This is a genomic window from Paenibacillus sp. J23TS9 (assembly GCF_018403225.1).
Lineage (GTDB): Bacteria > Bacillota > Bacilli > Paenibacillales > Paenibacillaceae > Paenibacillus_AQ.
In genome coordinates, this window is sequence record NZ_BOSG01000002.1 from 172,522 (window position 1) to 189,505 (window position 16,984).

General features: G+C 50.6%; 12 protein-coding genes. 5 read left to right on the top strand and 7 right to left on the bottom strand.

The genetic code is table 11. From position 1 onward, the window contains the following. Nucleotides 1-96: 96 nt before the first annotated feature. From KJS65_RS16385 to KJS65_RS16395, 3 genes are all read left to right on the top strand, one after another. Nucleotides 97-2,247, top strand: coding sequence for an ATP-dependent helicase (locus KJS65_RS16385; RefSeq protein WP_213650976.1), 2,151 nt, complete (start codon nt 97-99; stop codon nt 2,245-2,247). A 91-nt stretch (nt 2,248-2,338) separates the two neighbouring features. After that, nucleotides 2,339-2,707, top strand: a complete 369-nt coding sequence (locus KJS65_RS16390; RefSeq protein ID WP_213650977.1) for a hypothetical protein — start codon at nt 2,339-2,341, stop codon at nt 2,705-2,707. Between the two features lie 328 nt (nt 2,708-3,035). After that, the gene (locus KJS65_RS16395) at nt 3,036-3,653 is read left to right on the top strand and encodes a GTP pyrophosphokinase (RefSeq protein ID WP_213651358.1); all 618 of its coding nucleotides are present in this window, start codon (nt 3,036-3,038) and stop codon (nt 3,651-3,653) included. Between the two features lie 72 nt (nt 3,654-3,725). Here KJS65_RS16395 and KJS65_RS16400 read toward each other — a convergent pair whose 3' ends face one another. The 6 genes from KJS65_RS16400 to KJS65_RS16425 form a co-directional block, all read right to left on the bottom strand. Continuing rightward, nucleotides 3,726-4,556: a M15 family metallopeptidase gene (locus KJS65_RS16400; protein WP_213650978.1), complete on the bottom strand. Its 831-nt coding sequence runs from the start codon at nt 4,554-4,556 to the stop codon at nt 3,726-3,728. A gap of 113 nt (nt 4,557-4,669) precedes the next feature. Further along, nucleotides 4,670-5,410 carry a hypothetical protein gene (locus KJS65_RS16405; RefSeq protein ID WP_213650979.1) on the bottom strand — a complete coding sequence of 247 codons (741 nt, stop codon included), beginning with the start codon at nt 5,408-5,410 and terminating at the stop codon, nt 4,670-4,672. A 45-nt stretch (nt 5,411-5,455) separates the two neighbouring features. Then, nucleotides 5,456-8,542 (bottom strand): DEAD/DEAH box helicase, encoded by a 3,087-nt coding sequence (locus KJS65_RS16410; protein WP_213650980.1) that lies wholly within the window; start codon nt 8,540-8,542, stop codon nt 5,456-5,458. A gap of 347 nt (nt 8,543-8,889) precedes the next feature. Continuing rightward, entirely contained in the window at nt 8,890-10,182 is a 1,293-nt protein-coding gene (locus KJS65_RS16415; RefSeq protein ID WP_213650981.1) for an ABC transporter substrate-binding protein, read from the bottom strand. A 188-nt stretch (nt 10,183-10,370) separates the two neighbouring features. Beyond that, on the bottom strand, nt 10,371-11,207 hold the full coding sequence (locus tag KJS65_RS16420; RefSeq protein WP_213650982.1) for a carbohydrate ABC transporter permease: 837 nt from the start codon (nt 11,205-11,207) through the stop codon (nt 10,371-10,373). Next, nucleotides 11,207-12,088 (bottom strand): carbohydrate ABC transporter permease, encoded by an 882-nt coding sequence (locus KJS65_RS16425; RefSeq protein ID WP_136608043.1) that lies wholly within the window; start codon nt 12,086-12,088, stop codon nt 11,207-11,209. Before KJS65_RS16425 ends, KJS65_RS16420 begins: the two co-directional genes overlap by 1 nt. 150 nt (nt 12,089-12,238) lie before the next feature. On the opposite strand from KJS65_RS16425, the gene KJS65_RS16430 reads away from it, so the two are divergent. Together KJS65_RS16430 and KJS65_RS16435 are read left to right on the top strand one after the other, a co-directional pair. Then, nucleotides 12,239-14,044 carry a cache domain-containing sensor histidine kinase gene (locus KJS65_RS16430; protein WP_213651359.1) on the top strand — a complete coding sequence of 602 codons (1,806 nt, stop codon included), beginning with the start codon at nt 12,239-12,241 and terminating at the stop codon, nt 14,042-14,044. Further along, the gene (locus tag KJS65_RS16435; protein ID WP_213650983.1) at nt 14,041-15,657 is read left to right on the top strand and encodes a response regulator transcription factor; all 1,617 of its coding nucleotides are present in this window, start codon (nt 14,041-14,043) and stop codon (nt 15,655-15,657) included. The genes KJS65_RS16430 and KJS65_RS16435 overlap by 4 nt, the downstream gene beginning before the upstream one ends. Before the next feature lie 25 nt (nt 15,658-15,682). Here KJS65_RS16435 and KJS65_RS16440 read toward each other — a convergent pair whose 3' ends face one another. After that, nucleotides 15,683-16,963 (bottom strand): ABC transporter substrate-binding protein, encoded by a 1,281-nt coding sequence (locus tag KJS65_RS16440; protein ID WP_213650984.1) that lies wholly within the window; start codon nt 16,961-16,963, stop codon nt 15,683-15,685. Between the last annotated feature and the right edge of the window lie 21 nt (nt 16,964-16,984).

Consider the following 16,984-nt stretch of genomic DNA (forward strand, 5'->3'; position numbering starts at 1 on the left):
GTTTGGGTGTTTATATCATACCAAATTTATAGGGCACTTGTGAAAAAAGCAATCCCTTACATCATTTTAGACTTATATAAGGAGGGTGCAGCCATTGTGAATACACAGCTGACGCTCACAAGCGTACCCGCCCATGTGCCGGCTTCCGCCAAGCCTCCGAAGGCGAGCGACGCCCCAGGCCTCACCAGCCGCGACCTAGTTAAAGAACAGGCGCCGGATGCTTTCTTCTTCCGGGAGTTGGAGCGTCACGGCATACTGCTCAATGCTCCGCAGATTAAGGCAGTCCGCCACGGCGAAGGCCCCATGCTGATTCTTGCGGGTGCCGGCTGCGGCAAAACAACCGTTCTTGCGGCACGCACCGCATATCTGATCGCCGTTCGCGGCGTACCGGCATCCAGTATTTTGCTGGTCACCTTTACAAGCAAGGCAGCTCATGAAATCAAGGAACGGATTGCCCGGATGCCCGGTGTCAATCCTGCAGCAGCCCGCTCCGTGGAAGCCCGGACCTTTCATTCATTTGCACTCATGCTGCTCCGCAGAAGCGGCTGCAAAGAACAGATTATGGGAGAGTTCAACGCACAGCATACGATCATGAAAATGGTTCTGCGCAGGCTGGATCCATCGCAAACCTACCAGCCCGAAACACTTCTGGCTGCATTATCAGCTTGGAAAATGCAGGGGCGAAGTGTGGATGAGCTGCCTGATAAGACAAACGAGGAAGCTTCCGTCAAACGGATTATTGAAGCCTACGAGTCCTGGAAGCAGGAACGCCATTTATGGGATTTTGACGATATTCTGCTGCAGCTGCGGCGGCTTATGGATGACCGTTTGTTCCTCAAACGGCTCCAAAATCGTTATACCTGGCTGATGGTTGACGAGTTTCAGGATACCAATACCGTTCAGTATGAACTGGTGCAATATCTAGCGGCAGCCCACCGGAATCTCTCGGTCGTCGGCGATGATGATCAGACCATATACACGTTTAACGGGGCTCGCCAGGAATCAATTCTGGAATTTGACAAGCTCTATCCAGAGAGCAAAATCGTCACGCTTGATATTAACTATCGCAGCGATAGCCGGATCCTTGGCCTGGGAAGCGCTATTGTACGGCATAATCGCTATCGGCGCGATAAGGTGCTGAAGGCGGCCGGACCTGCAGGAAAAATGCCGTATTATACGCTTCCTGCACATCCCGAAGAAGAAGCCTCCTGGGTGGTCACCCACATTACAGAGCAGGTTCAAACGCAGAATGCCGCCTATAAGGATATCGCAATTCTGCACCGCACGGCGGGCAGCAGCCGCGCCGTCCTGGAGCAGCTGCTGCTGCGTGAGATTCCATTCGTGCAATACGGCGGTACCACTGTTTTCTATGACCAGTCATTGATCAAGCCGCTGATGGATCATCTTCGGCTGAGCTTGAACCCCCGCCGGATGGAGGCACTCCCCGGCACGCTTGGACCGCTGTATGTACCCAGAGAAGAAGGACTCGCATATATCTCGGCCCAAGAAAAACAGATCCGGAAGAAATATCCGCTGATTCATCTTACACGCTGGGACAGACTGAAACCGTTCCAGCAGACCGCCGTGAAGGAAAGAATCAAGCTGATCAAGTCGCTTCAAACCATGAAGCCGGTTTATGCCATTCAGGAAATGCGCCGCCTGTTCTACGATAAATATATCCAGGCAGGCGATCCGCTCGTCTATACCCAGTACAAGGAGATGGTCCTTGATTCGCTGGAGGAGCTTGAGAGCGCTGCAGCACGTTTTGATTCGGTAGAACAATTCGTTGCCTATGCGGATGAATTATCCCTGCGTCATGCACAAATGGAATCCCTCAGAGATAAGAATGACGGAAATGCCGTCCAGCTTATGACGATACATCGCGCCAAAGGGCTCGAGTTCCCTTATGTATATTGGATTGGAGCCAGCGAAGGCATCCTTCCGCATAGCACCGCCCTGAAGGAAAAGCCACCGGAAGAGATGAAGGCGACGGCTGCTCCCGGAACGACGGAACAGAATGTCAGCGAGGCAGCGCTTGAAGAAGAACGGAGACTGGCTTATGTCGCTGTAACCCGGGCTAAAGAAAGGCTGTATATCAGCTCACCCGCTTACTATCACGGCAAACCCGCCGCTCCTTCCCGTTTTCTGCTCGAGGCTTATGGAATAAAGAAATCAAAAGACATTACCTCCCCTTCAACACGACCTGCCGATGATTCAAAAAAGGCGGCTTCGTGTAAGAAAAAGTAAAACCATTTATGCCATCAACATCACTCCCTAAGGTTTCTGCTATTCAGGATGAGTGATAAATTGGCATAAGTGAGGGAGGGAATCTTTTCTTATGGAAAACGATAAGCAGCGCTATTATATTTCTGTAACCCATAACCTGATTCAGGTCGTCCCAAACGATTCCACCGAATTTGAAGTGATGATGACTGACGAGCAGGTTACCCGGCTCCGCGATCAGATGGACGAGCTGATTAAAGATGATGAATATACTTTTAAAAGAGCTTTTGTCCCCTTTAAATCTGCCGACCATGATGATGCCACAGAGCAATTCGATGATAAGCTGATCGGCGTGTACGCATATCTGCATGATATTGGCGACGACGAGACCAGACGCATGATCGATGAATTGAACATTCTTCCCAAGCTGCATCAAACGGATTACCATGATGACGGTTACGATGATTCCCCTTTGAACAAGTAACCCCGAGCTGCAGCAATGCATCATAAACCTCTGTTACGAAGATGGCTCCGTCCGGAGCTCCTGTGGCAGGGGTTTTTGGTACGCTGTCCATCTTTGCCTATGTGAAGTTTTGCCTAAGTTCCCGGTTTTCAGGTACAATAAAACCAGAATCGGGAATTTTTCCGTTCATCCGCTATCACACCAAAATAAAGCAGATATAGGAGAACAACCATTGAAAGAAGAATCGAATCATCCGCTTGTTACAGGTTCTGTCACGTTAAAGGATTTGCAGAAGCTTGATATCGAGAACAATTTGCTGAATCAATTTAATGAGTGGAAAAAGCTCCCAATGCTTTATCAACTCGCCCTGGAGGAGCTCCAAAATAAGATTAAACTCATCAAGACGGAGCTGAAACTTCAGGATGGTTACAGTCCGATTGAACATATCAAGGTCCGGATCAAGGAACCCAAAAGCATCATCAGCAAACTGCAGCGCAAGGGCTTTGATTTCACAATGGACAATATTCTGACCCATATTCATGATATTGCCGGCATGAGAATCGTTTGCGCTTTTGTTAAGGACATATACCGGCTTCTCGATCATTTTTCGCACCGGGATGATATCCGTATTATCGAAATCAAGGATTATATCGAGAGTCCCAAATCCAACGGCTATCAGAGCCTGCATGTCATTGTGGCCGTGCCGCTGATCTTGTTTGAAGGTACGCGCTGGATGAAGGTGGAGATCCAGATGCGCACGCTTGCAATGGATTTCTGGGCCAGTATGGAGCATATTATCTACTATAAATATGACAAACAGGTCCCGAGCCATGTCGTCGGTGAACTGAAAGAAGCTGCCGAGGCCGCTGATAAGCTGGATAATCAGATGCTTCGTCTGCGAGAGGAAATTCTGGCGCAGGCCGGAGAGTATGTAGTGGAGGATTTGGAGAAAATCCATGAGGATTAAACCTTTATAACGGCAAAAGGGACGGAACAGGCATCATGCCTGTTCCGTCCCTTTTTAAATAGTAGATAAGCTTTACAGCTTAATATTCGCTTCATCAAAATACTCTTCAAGCGTCATGCCACTCTTGGCAACATCCTGCGCCAGGTCGGTACCGATATAGCGGATATGCCAAGGTTCGTAGACATAACCCGTCACATCTTCCTCGCCCTTGGGATAACGGATGACAAAGCCGTAATCCGCTGCGTGTGCGGCGAGCCATTGTCCTTCTACAGAGTCTCCGAAGTTTTCCTCCAGCTCGTTCTTCACACTAGGACTGGAAACGTCAATGGTCAGGCCGGTCTGATGCTCGCTCGTTCCAGGAACAGCACTCACACGGGATGCGTACTCTTCCCCTTTGGTTTTTACATTATTCTCATAAATGGACCTTTGGCGTTTGTAGGAGCGGTATCCCGATACTGCGCGCAGCTCGATGCCGTCATCCTTGGCTCCGGCAAACAGCTTCTCAAGTGCGTCCGCCGCTTCCTTTCGCAAATGGCGTTTCTCATGCGGTCCGTCAAAGGAAAATGGAACATTCGGTTCGACAAGATCCGTAGGCTCGTAACCATCAGGCAGGCTGCGCTGCTTATTCACGATGACCGTCATGGCCTCCGGATTCGTTACGACTTCCTTCCCGTCCACTTCCTTAATCGTTGTCTGAAGAGCGCTCTCCGTGCGTTTCGCCATAACCGGATCTGCAGGAACCTGCCCCTCCTGTTCACCTTTGCCAGCCCCCTGCAGGGCTTGTCCTTGCTCCTTGCCTGAACCGCCTGTTTTTTCACAGCCGCTGAGGACCGCGGTAGGAATAACCAACGCGGTAATCAGCAGGCATGTCCATAATCCCTTTTTCCATGCTTGTTTATTCATACCCATTCTCCTTACTGTACCTTTCCTCATCATATGTACATTGTACTTGATTCAAGGAAAAGCGGCAAAAAACGTCGAAATCATGCCAAAGCTGCCACTTCATGTCTTTTACGCTATCCATCAGAGTCCTTGATGCTGCCAAGACTTTCTCTTGCCTTCCCTGCTGCCTCCAATGTGATCTGGCGGATCACTTGCTGCACAGCTTTGACGTTCGGCAGGAGCTCTGTCCAGTCATCCAACTCCAGCTCATCATCTGGTATGGCATTCAGGTGTACCTTTACATCCAAATAAGTGGATCCCGGCTCATGCAGCTTGCCCTGCTCCGCCGCTTCCGCAAGCCATTCCCCCGAGGAAGGCCCGGACTTCCCCTTCTCCTCCAGCTTGCTCAGAGCCTCTCCATCCGAAGATTCAGCCACTGCAGGCACTTCTTCCGCCCACTCTTGAAAGACAAAGTTCAGCAGCTGCTCTCGGGCAAGCCCGAGCAGCGTAAGCCGCAGCAAGGGTTCGGAATGAAGTTTATGTTCCACTGTCTCCAGGACCATTTGAATATGACGACACTCATTTTGACCGCAGCTGCATTTTGCCTGATCCAGCCGAGGCACATCATCTGCAGGAATTTCCTCCTCCAGCCATGACGGCTGTTGATTCTTCAGCAAGGCATATAAATCATCAGGATGATCGGCAAGCCGCTCGCAGATTCCAGTCCGCTCTTCCGCCGTAAGCTGCGGGCAGGGAATTTCCACTTTCCAGTATGCATCCGTTCCCGCTGATTCTGCGTTTGATTTCTGGCTGCGTACCTCTTTAGCGTGAATCCAGCCGGGTACAATACTCAGCTCGAACGGTTCTCTTTTCATTAACAAACGTACCCTCCCGGTCTGCTGTCATTATTGCCTGTCAGCTTACATCCAGTCTTCTCCCTGAAGCGTAATCAACTCCCGGAGCTCATGGTCAGACATTTCGGTAAGCCAGGTTTCGCCAGAGCCGACGACCTGTTCGGACAGCGCCTTTTTATGTTCAATCAGCTCATCGATACGCTCCTCAAGCGTGCCTTGGCATATCAGCTTATGAACCTGGACATTCTTGTTTTGGCCGATACGGAAAACACGGTCCGTGGCCTGGTTCTCAACCGCCGGATTCCACCACCGGTCATAATGCAGCACGTGGTTGGCACGGGTGAGGTTGAGTCCGACACCCCCTGCTTTCAATGAAAGGACGAAAAACCGTGATCCCTCTCCATTTTGAAAATCATTCACCATCTGATCCCGTTCCTGTTTGGAAACACCCCCATGCAAAAAGGACGGCTTGACACCATACCTCTGCTCTAGGCGTGATACAATCAAATGTCCCATCGCCACATACTGGGTGAAGATAAGCGCAGATTCTCCAGTTTCATCTATATTATCGAGAAGATCATAGAGACGCTCCATTTTACCGGAAGACTCCGCCTTGGAACCCTTGGACTCTTCCCTGCCAAGAAGCTGCGGGGAATCACAGATTTGCTTCAGCTTGGTTAGTGAGGACAGCACAAGCCCTTTGCGGGTGATACCCGTTTCTTTGCCAATCTGCTCCATCACCTGTTCAACCACCGACTGGTACATCGCTCCCTGGACCGGTGTCAGCGTGCAGTACGACTTAATCTCAAGCTTCTCCGGCAGATCCTTGCGGATATCCGGATCGCTCTTCAAGCGCCGCAGCATGAAGGGAGCTACAAGCTTATGAAGCTCCTGCAGCTTTCCGGTTCCCGCGTCGCTTGCCGTATAATGCTGCCGGAATGAAGCTGCAGAGCCCAAATAACCCGGGTTTAAAAAGTGAAATATCGACCACAGCTCGCCAAGGCGGTTCTCCACTGGCGTTCCCGTCATTGCAATGCGGTGGGGAGACGACAGCTTCATCACGCTTTGAGCCTGCTTAGTGCGGTGATTTTTTATATACTGTGCTTCATCCAGCACGATGGAGGTCCACGCCATGGCGGCCAAATCCGTCCCATCCCGTCCTGCCAGATGGTAAGTCGTCAGCACAAGATCATGTTTGGCTGCCTCTTGCAGAAAATCCTCGCCATGCTGGCGGCGGTTGCCGTGATGAATATATAGATTCAGATCAGGTGCAAACCGCTGCAGCTCGCGTTGCCAGTTGCCAAGAAGCGAGGTCGGACACACGATCAGAACAGGGTTTTGATCTTTCTTGTACTGCTCCAGCAAGCAGGTAATCACCTGAATCGTCTTACCCAAGCCCATATCATCCGCCAGGCAGACGCCAAATCCCATATCCCTCATCGCAGACAGCCACTGGTATCCCCGCTCCTGATATGGACGAAGCACACCATGCAGTGAAGCGGGCACCGGCCGTACCGGAACTTTGCGAGGCCCCTCCTCGCCCAGCAGAGACTGGAGGTATCCGGCTGTTTCCAGCCCCATGACCGGAATGCCCTTCCACAGCCGTTCTGCTCCTTCTTCCGCTGACAGATGCAGCCATTCCGATAGATCCATCTCGCCCTCTTCATGCCGCTTCAGATAGCGCAGAACCTGGCGGATTTCCTTCAGGTCCAGTTCTATCCATTCCCCGCGAAACTGAACATAAGGCAGTGCAGCCTCTGCCAGCTCGGCAAGCTCATCACGTGACAGTGTCAACCCGTCGAGCGCTGCCTCCACATGAAAGGACACCAGCTGTTCCATACCGATGACAGGAAGACCTGGCTTGCTGTCATCCGTTTGCATTTTCAGGGACAGACCGACCCGGCGGCGTCCCTTCCGGCTCCATTTGGAAGGCATCTGTACCGTCATCCCGGCTTTATTTAGCCGTGGGACAGAGTTCCGTACAAAGGCGACCATTTCTTCGGAAGTTAGCTCCATCCCTTGAGGTGCGGGTACACGCAGCGCGGCTGCAATCTCCGGTGATAACGATGCCGCTTCTCCCAGAAGATTCAGCAGCTGCTCTTGTACATCTTCATATATTTTCCCGCGCCGGTGAATATCCCGCTCTCTGTATCCCCAGATCGCCGCGACCGGCAGCAAGGCTCCAAATTCATCTTGAAACTCCGCCCAAAAGGTTACACGCCAGCGCTCCTGTTCCTCCGTATGGCTCGGCGCGAGGCGAAGCCCCAGCTTCAGCCTGCCTTGGCGGGAGTGCTCTTCACCTTCCGGACTCACCGGAATCGAAGTCCCCCCAAAAGCGGCAACCTCCTCGCCCATGGCGGTTATTTCCTCGGCTGTTCCCTGAACAGCAATGGTCCGGCTCACGGTAAGCAGGCTGTTCCACCACAGCTCTGTCAGCGGTGATGTCCCCCTGCGATAATCCGCCTGGCAGCGCGACAGCTTGCCTTCCTGCGCACGCACAATCTCCTGCACGCGTGAATGAATCATCGCGCTCAGAAATGTATGCAGCGCAGTCGCTCCCGCTTCCTGCTTCGTCAAAGGTTCGCTCCCGAGGAGTGCAGGCACACCAAGCGCAACCGGAGGCATGGCGGCAGCCAGCTGCAGAAACCGCTCGATATCCTGCGGCTCCTTCAGCTTCGGCTTCCAGCTGCCCGTCAGCGCGAGTACGCCTGCCCGCCGGCGGGTGCCTGCCGCTGTAACCGCCGCAGTGCCCGGAGCGATCTGTCCGCGCAGCATCAGCTCCAAGGCAAACTTGGCCGCTTTGGACCAATATCCCATCTCTGCCCCCGGGTCGATGCCAAGCCGCACACAGGCGGGTTCATCCCATGCCAGCAGCATGGAAAAGGCATCCGCAGGTGTCAACGCAAGCCCTTCAAGGGTCCTGCCCATCAGTTGCCGCCGCTCGCCGCGCCGGGCTGTACGCTGTCCGGCCGTCGGGGAAGGATAACGCAGCTCGGCAAGACGAAGCGCAGTCTGTGCAAAGGGCTTCGCCCCGTCCGTCATAACAAGCGATCTCACAACCTTGCTCCACGCATCTACCTTCGGTTCGGACATTTCTCCTGAAAAACAAAAAAACACATCACCTAGCCATACGCCATATAGCGGTTGATTCATGGTTGTCTCCTGTCGTTTCCGTAATAACACATATACTTCCATCTTATACGAAAACCACTCAATTTAAAAACCGCAATCGTCTTTTTTATATAAAATCCGCGATAAAAGTTCCCCTGAATGATCCCCATCCTCATCTATAGAGTGTTTAATTTCTCAGCCAGGAAGATACGCAAATCCATAAATATGTTCACAAAAACAAAGCCTGCTCCCCCAATCTTCCGGTTAAACAGGCTTTGTTCTTATTGTTCACTACTCGGCTGCTTGAATGATGAAGATGAAAAGAGGCCCCTTTTAGTGTTAAAAGAGAGCCTCTTTTTAAATAGAAATTATTGCTTCGGGTACTTCGATTATTTCTTCAGGTTATCCCATGTTTTTTGGAAATCTGCCATGAGCTGATCCTTGTCGGATTTACCTGCGATGTAGCTCTGCATACTGGAACCGAACTCATTCCACGCGCCTTCAGGGAATCTTGCAAACTGCCAGCTCAGAAGCTTGTTCTCTTTGCTGTATTTCAGCACTTCAGCGCCGAGTGCGCCCAGATCCTGTTCGGTAGCGTTAATGCTTTTGAATGCAGGGATAAACTTGAATTCTTTAGTAATGTAGTTTTTACCTTGATCAGAAGTCACGAGCCAGTTCAAGAATTCCTTCGCATCATCTTTCACTTTAGAGTTCTTGTTTACAACCCAGTTGTTTGGTACGCCAACCAGCAGCTTGTCATTTTCCTCTGCATTGTCGTTGATCGGCATAGGCAGGATCCCAATGTTCATGTTTGGCGTAATGCCGTCAATTTGAACTTGAGTCCAGTTACCCTGCTGCGTCATTGCCGCTTGTCCGTTTGCGAACATCGTCATTTCCGTGTTGTAGTCGGTCGTCAGTGGGTTTTTGTTGCTGTATTTCAGCGTAAGGTCAAACAGCTTCATGAATTCATCCATTTGCTTGTTGCCTGCGAATTTAGCGGTACCTTTGTTCAAACCATCGATATAGGCGCTAGGATCTTCCTGATGTGCGAAAGGAACATTTAATGTATGTTGTCCCAGAATCCAGCCTTCTTGATACCCGTTAACGAATGGAGTGATGCCTGCATCCTGCAGCTTTTGAGCCGCAGCTGTCAATTCAGTGAGCGTTTTAGGTGTTTCCGTGATACCTGCTTTTTTGAACAAATCCTTGTTATATACAAAACCATAGCCTTCAAGGTTCATTGGCATACCATAGATTTTGCCGTCTTTCGTAATTTGATCCTTGGATACGTCAACCATGTCACTGACCCATTTTTCGTTGGACAAATCATCGAGCTTATCCACCCAAGTGTTCAAATCCGTATAACCGCCAACGTTGAAAATGTCAGGCTCTTCACCGGAAGCGAATTTCGCTTTCAGCGCTGCGCCGTAATCGGAACCGCCGCCAACCGTTTGAATGTCGAGCTTGATGCCCGGATGGCTTGCCTCATAATCGCCTTTCAGCTTATTGAGGGCTTCAGCGATCTCAACTTTAAATTGGAAGATATGAATCGTTTTGGTGCCGCCTTTACCGCTATCTCCGCTTGCGCTCTCGGTATTTTTGTCTGTTTTGGAGCCGCAGCCTGCAAGTACAACAGAAAGCGCGAGCATGGATGCCAGCGTAATTTTGGAACGTTTTTTCATGAATGAATCCTCCCTTTATTCTTGTCTTTCACATCATTAAACTTTAAGGTCGTAAGCTTGATTTATTCGTTTCTGTAATCGCTTACTCTTTCATTATAGGGACGGGTCCCTGAGATGAGCACTTACGATATTGACGAAACAGGGGGACGGGATTGACCTGTCCAATATCGCCCCCGTTTCTCTAAGCATCAGCCCTTTACAGCGCCTTGTGTGATGCCTTCAACGATATATTTTTGCATCGCCAGGAAGAAGATGATGACCGGCAGAATGCCCAGAACCAGTGCCGGGAGCGCCAGATCCCACTGCTTCGTAAACTGCCCGAAGAATGCAAAGGTCGCAATCGGTATGGTCCGGAGATCTGCGCTTTGCAGCACCAAGGAAGGAAGCAGATAGTCATTCCAGATCCACAGCGTGTTCAGAATAATAACGGTAACAAACATCGGTTTCATCAAAGGCAATACAATGCGGAAGAACGTTCCGTAAATGCTGGTACCGTCAACGCGCGCAGCCTCTTCGATCTCTAGCGGAATGCTTTTTACAAAACCATGGAACAGGAACACGCTGAGCGGAACACCGAAGCCCAGATAGGCGATGATCAAACCCGGAATGCTGTTCATGAGGCTCAGTGAGCTCATGACCTTAACGAGTGGAATCATGATGGACTGGAACGGGATAACCATTGCAGCCACGAAGATCGCAAACAGAAAACGGTTAAAGCGGCTGTTGTGACGGACCATGCGGTATGCCGCCATCGCACTGAACATGGAAAGCACCGCGTTGCTGATGACCGTGACGATCAGCGAATTCGTAAATGCTTTCGGGAAATTCGTGATTTCCCAAGCCCTCGCATAGTTATGCCACTCAAAGCTCTTCGGCCAGCTGGCCGAATTGGTCAGCAAATCGCTGAAGGTTTTGACGGAATTCACAAACAGGAAGTAGAACGGAATCAGGAAGACCAGCGCCAGCAACACCATAATAATCTCAGTTGCGAGCGTGCCGAGGCGGTATTTTTTTGATACTTCCATCAGGATTCAACCTCCTTGCTTTTCGTTAATTTAACCTGCAGACTGGTAATGATTGCAACGACAACGAAGAAGATAATTGCTTTTGCAGTACCCAGCCCGTAACGGTTGTTCTGGAATGCTTCATTGTAAATGTTCAGCGCCACCGACTCCGTCGAGCGGAACGGTCCGCCTTTGGTCAGGGACAAGTTCAAATCGAACATTTTAAAGGACCAGGAGATTGCCAGGAACAGACAAACGGTTACAGCCGGCATGACAAGCGGTACAATGACCGATTTCAGGATTTGCATCTTGCTTGCTCCGTCGATTTCAGCTGCTTCAATGATATCTTTCGGAATGTTGTTGATCGATGAAATGTAAATAACCATCAGGTAACCAGCCGTTTGCCATACAAATACGATAATGATGCCCCAGAAACCTGTGGTCGCATCACCGAGCCAAGGCAGGTTAAAGAAGGACCAGCCGGTAGCATCGCCTACCGCAGAGAAGCCTTTAATGAAAATGAACTGCCAGATGAAACCGAGCAGCAGGCCGCCAATGACGTTGGGCATAAAAAAGATCGTACGCAGTACGTTCCGCGTTTTCAAAGGCTTGGTCAATAAATAGGCAAGGAAAAATCCGAGTAAATTGGTTAAAATAATGCCGACGACCGTAAATCTTACCGTAAACCAGAAGGCCTTCCCAAAATCGGGATCTTTGGTTAATATTTGTTTGAAATTGTCGATGCCGACCCAGGTTACTTGACCGGATACACCGTTCCAATTCGTAAAGGAATAATATAGCCCCAGAATGAACGGAATCACAATGATAATGGTAAAAAAGATTGTGGACGGGCCCACAAATACCAGCTGCTGGAGCAGCCCGGATGATTTTTTGCGTTTCATCCCGATCTCCCCTTTTCGAAAATTTCGTACTGTTCGTAGCTTCAGTATGCGGGAATTAGCGATCGAAAAACACGGAGGATCGTGAACCGTTAGGGGGAAAATATTGATATGACGAAAAAAGGAAATTATGTGCACGAAGGTGGTAAACCGATGAAATTCCGCAGTATTCGCTCGCGGCTGATCCAGTTCATGCTTCTGGCTACGACCATACCGCTTCTCCTTTCCATCAGCATTACCTATATTCATACCAAGGAAACGATTAAGGAACAGTCGCTCGAAGAGAACAAGCATCTGATATTCCAGGGGAAGACCAATCTGAACAACTACCTGGACAATATCAACAAGGCTTCACTCGTAGTGTATACAGACACGAATTTCTTGCGGAACCTGCGCAAAATTCCCGATGACTACCGGGCCGTGGCTGAGGTATTTACCCTGCTGCAAAATATCCAAAGCACGATTAACGGGATTGAACGGATCTATCTGCATGCAACCCAGTCAGGCCAATCCACGCTGGTAACGCCTGCTACTTTTCCAAAGAGAGAGTTTCGAAGCGAGCCTTATGTAAGCACCCGTCCTTATGAAAAATATACAACGGCTGTTGAGCCGACCCATAAAAGCCATGATTATGGTTTCCCCCCGTCTCCAACCTCTTATTCCGAGCGGGATGTGTTCACGTTCCACCGGACGATTACCAATATCCCTTCGGAAAAGGTACTCGGGGTGCTGGCGATCGATGTCAGACTCGATGCGGTTGCTGCAATTTGCGAGCAGCTGTTTAATAAGAATAATGAGCAGCTTCTCGTCGTCGATGAGAATGGCAACATTATTTATTCAGGCAGAGACGAGCAGATCGGTCAAAAGCTGACGGATGAGGTCTTGCTTGAACACATTCATCAGAACCTGACCAGCGGTTCTTTTGAAAATGGCGGAGCCATGCATGTATTCGAAAAGATGCAAACACCCTATACGGAATGGACCATCATTAAAAGAATTCCTAACGCAACGCTGTACGAGCGTGCGACTCAGCTGACCCAGATCAATGCGGCCATCGCCGTCATTGCCCTGCTCATTATCGTATTCGGTACGCTGTTCATCTCCGTGCGCATTACCGAACCGATCAAGCGTCTGACCAGCTATATGAACCGAATTCAATCCGGCCAGCTGGACGTCGATATCGACTGGAACAGCCGTGATGAAACAGGTATCATGTTTGCGCGGTTCAGGCAGATGATGGACACTATCAATAATCTGATCTTGCGGGAATACCGCCTGGAGCTAGCCAACAAGACCAATCAGCTAAAGGCTCTGCAGGCGCAGATCAATCCGCATTTTCTGTATAATACGCTGCAGTCGATCGGAACACTGGCATTGCAAAATAATGTGCCCCGGATCTACGCCCTGCTCTCTTCGCTCGCCAAAATCATGCGCTACAGCATGAATAATAACGATGCGCTGGTAACCCTCAGGGAAGAAGCCGAGCATGTAAGACTATATCTCGATTTGCAAAAGGAACGATTCAGCGACCAGCTGGAGTTTTCAATCCAACTGGAGCCGGAAACCCTGCGTGTACCCATGCCGAAAATGATCCTGCAGCCACTCGTGGAAAATTACTTTAAGCATGGCCTCGACAGCCAGGGCAACCAGGGCAGACTGGATATCACCAGCCGGATGAAGCCGCATGGGGTTCTGGAGATCGTGATCGAAAATAATGGAGAATCCATTCCGCCGGATGAGCTGAAGCAGCTGACCTGGCAGCTGGAGCGTCAGCAAACCGGAGTTCAAGCTGAATGGACGGATGAAGACGGAATCGGGCTTCACAATGTACTCATGCGTCTGCAGCTCTACACCGAGCATGAATCAGCGCTGCATATAGATAATATAAAGCCGCAAGGCGTTCGAATAACCGTAGAAATTCACACCGAAGCGAAGCATACAGAGGAGAATAACGAATGACAAAGGTATTAATTGCAGATGATGAAAAGCATGTAAGAGAAGCCATTAAATTGCTTGCGGATTGGGATGGCCATGGCGTCACCGAGATCCTCGAGGCAAGCGATGGACAGTCCGCCGTGGATATGATTATGGAGGAGTCCCCCCAAATTGTGATGACCGACATGCGTATGCCGCGCATGGACGGGACCAAGCTGCTGGAATGGATAAAAAGCAACCGCCCTGCGGTTAAAACCATCGTGATCAGCGGGTATGATGATTTTGAGCTGGTGCGCCACACTATACGCAACGGTGGTCTTGATTATATTCTTAAGCCGGTCGATCCCGATGCGCTGAACGACGCGCTTGGCAAGGCTGTCGAGGCCATCCGCCTAGAGACGCTTCAAGACTCCCTGAGTGCCCGCAAAAACATGGAGCTGAACCGGATGAAACCCCATTATGCCGACAAGCTTCTGACGGATCTCATCAGCAGTCACGGCAGTAAGGACGAGCTTGCGCGGCAGCTAAGTGATGAATTTGGTTTGCCGGAGAGGATTGATAGCTGCAGCAGTGCTGTGATCAGTACTGCGCAGCTGGATCAGGAGCTGCTCGATAAATTCCAGCATATGCGGCAGCTGCTTTATTTTACGCTCACCAATATCTGCAATGAAGTGCTGCTGTCAGGGCAAAAAGGGATCGCCTTTCACCATCTGGGAAACCCGGAAGAGATCGTGCTGCTGATATGGGATGAGACGATGCCGCTGCAAGTGACGCTCGAGGAAATACGCAGCGGCGTTGATTTAACGCTGCACCGCCAGATTCATATTGGCGCCGGACCGCGGCAGCCTTTTCCTTTGGGCGCAGCCGGGTCCTATCAGCAAGCGCATCAGGCGCTCTGGCAGCGGAATGCGAGCGAGTTCTCGGGCTGGCTTCACACCAACGCCTCGCAGCCGCAAAAACCGCTGCGGTTGGCCTCCCACGAGGAAAGCTTCCGTATGGCTGCTCTCAGCGGCAATATGGAGAGAATCAGCGCCGCGGTGGACAACTGGATGGATCAAGTCCATAAGCTGGGCAGAGTAACACCCGCAGAGCTGGAGCAGTGGAACTCGGAATGGGATTGGATGCTGAAGCAGTGGATGGACCGGGATTCCGATCCGGCAAGCCCCGGGCCCGACAAGGACGCCTTGCTCGAGCTTCCGCAGTCACTCCCTATGGATCCGCAGGGGAGAATTTCCTACCCACTGTGGAAAGCCCAGTATGAGGGTAGATTGACGGCGGCCAGCCGGATCCTGACCCAGCAGCATTCCCGGGAAAATCACATCATTCATGATATCGCCCGCTATCTGGAGAACCATTATGCCGAGGATATTTCGCTGCAGGACATGGCTGCCCGCTTTTTCCTCAGCCGTGAATATATTTCCCGCCGCTTCAAGCAGGAGTTTGGCGTGAATATCTCCGACTTCCTTGCCGGCGTGCGCATCGATAAGGCCAAGCTGCTGCTGCTTAATCCGCAGCTTCGCATTACCCAGGTCGCTGAAATGGTCGGATACCAGGACGAGAAGTATTTCAGCAAGGTATTCAAAAAACAGGAAGGCCGCACCCCCAATGAATACCGGAAGGAGCAGTCTTCCCGTTAATTAACTTTCTTTGGCACAGCCATGATCAGCGGAAGCTTAAATTGTCCCAGTTCTGCTGAAACTGATCATACATGCCTTCCTTGGTGACTTTGCCTCCGATATAAGCCTGAATGGCTGCGGCGAACTCTGGAGACATCCCATTGGGAAAACGGAACCAGTTCCATGTCAGCGTCTTGCCGGCATCGGTATATTTCTGCACCTCCATCCCAAGCTGACCCAGATCCTTATCAGTACCCTTGATGCTCTTGAAAGCCGGAATAAACTTGAACTTGCTGGTAATATAATTTTTACCTGTATCTGAGGTAACCAGCCAGTTCAGGAACTCCTTGGCTTCCTTTTTGACCGGTGAATTTTTGTTAACGACCCAGTTGTTCGGCACACCCACGTATAGCTTGTCTCCAAGTGCCGGATCATCATTAATCGGCATCGGCAGAATACCCAGGTCCAGCTTCGGGTTAATGCCGTCAATCTGCACCTGCGTCCAGTTGCCCTGCTGCATCATCGCTGCCTTGCCGCTGGCGAACATCGTAACCTGTGTATTGTAATCGGTTGTCAGCGGATTGGGATTGCCGTATTTCAATGTCAGATCCAGCAGATTGGACCATGCCGAGACAATCTTGTTCGAGGAAAATTTTCCGGTTTGATCCGTTAATCCCTTAATGAATGCTCCCGGGTCCTTCTGATCCGCGAAAGCCACATTGATATTATGGTTGCCCAGAACAAAGTTTTCCTGATAGCCGTTTGCAAACGGAATAACGCCTGCTGCCTTCAGCTTTTTCGCTGCTTCCTCCAGCCCGCTCAGCGTCACTGGACGCTCCGTGATCCCTGCTTTTTTGAATAAATCCTTGTTATATATAAATCCGTACCCTTCCAAATTCATTGGCTGCCCGTACAGCTTGCCATCCTTTGTCATCGGGTCCTTGGCAATATCTTTAACATCCTTCACCCAAGGCTCACCCGAAAGATCCTCCAAGTATTCCTGCCACATCTCAAGCTCGTTATATCCACCGATGTTGAAAATATCAGGCTCCTTCGATGCTGCAAACTTTGCCCGGAGCGAGGCTCCATAATCACTGCCGCCGCCGACGGTCTGGATATCCAGCTTGACGCCGGGATGGGTCTTCTCATATTCCGCTTTCATCTCCTTGAGCGTATCTGAAATTTCAACCTTGAACTGGAAAATATGCACGGTTTTCGTCCCGCTGCTGTTTCCGCTGCCGCAACCGGCCAAAAGGGTAATCAGCGCCACCCATGTAGTCAGGCGGGCCCATGCAGCTCCAGTACGTATATGCTTGCCTTTTTTCATGCCATGAGTCCTCCTTTGCAT

Bases quoted from the DNA above. Each gene is read 5' to 3' on its own strand.
- KJS65_RS16440 (WP_213650984.1), bottom strand. From the start codon at position 16,963: ATGAAAAAAGGCAAGCATATACGTACTGGAGCTGCATGGGCCCGCCTG.
- KJS65_RS16420 (WP_213650982.1), bottom strand. From the start codon at position 11,207: ATGGAAGTATCAAAAAAATACCGCCTCGGCACGCTCGCAACTGAGATT.
- KJS65_RS16410 (WP_213650980.1), bottom strand. From the start codon at position 8,542: ATGAATCAACCGCTATATGGCGTATGGCTAGGTGATGTGTTTTTTTGT.
- KJS65_RS16400 (WP_213650978.1), bottom strand. From the start codon at position 4,556: ATGAATAAACAAGCATGGAAAAAGGGATTATGGACATGCCTGCTGATT.
- KJS65_RS16405 (WP_213650979.1), bottom strand. From the start codon at position 5,410: ATGAAAAGAGAACCGTTCGAGCTGAGTATTGTACCCGGCTGGATTCAC.
- KJS65_RS16435 (WP_213650983.1), top strand. From the start codon at position 14,041: ATGACAAAGGTATTAATTGCAGATGATGAAAAGCATGTAAGAGAAGCC.
- KJS65_RS16390 (WP_213650977.1), top strand. From the start codon at position 2,339: ATGGAAAACGATAAGCAGCGCTATTATATTTCTGTAACCCATAACCTG.
- KJS65_RS16430 (WP_213651359.1), top strand. From the start codon at position 12,239: ATGAAATTCCGCAGTATTCGCTCGCGGCTGATCCAGTTCATGCTTCTG.
- KJS65_RS16395 (WP_213651358.1), top strand. From the start codon at position 3,036: ATGCTTTATCAACTCGCCCTGGAGGAGCTCCAAAATAAGATTAAACTC.
- KJS65_RS16415 (WP_213650981.1), bottom strand. From the start codon at position 10,182: ATGAAAAAACGTTCCAAAATTACGCTGGCATCCATGCTCGCGCTTTCT.
- KJS65_RS16425 (WP_136608043.1), bottom strand. From the start codon at position 12,088: ATGAAACGCAAAAAATCATCCGGGCTGCTCCAGCAGCTGGTATTTGTG.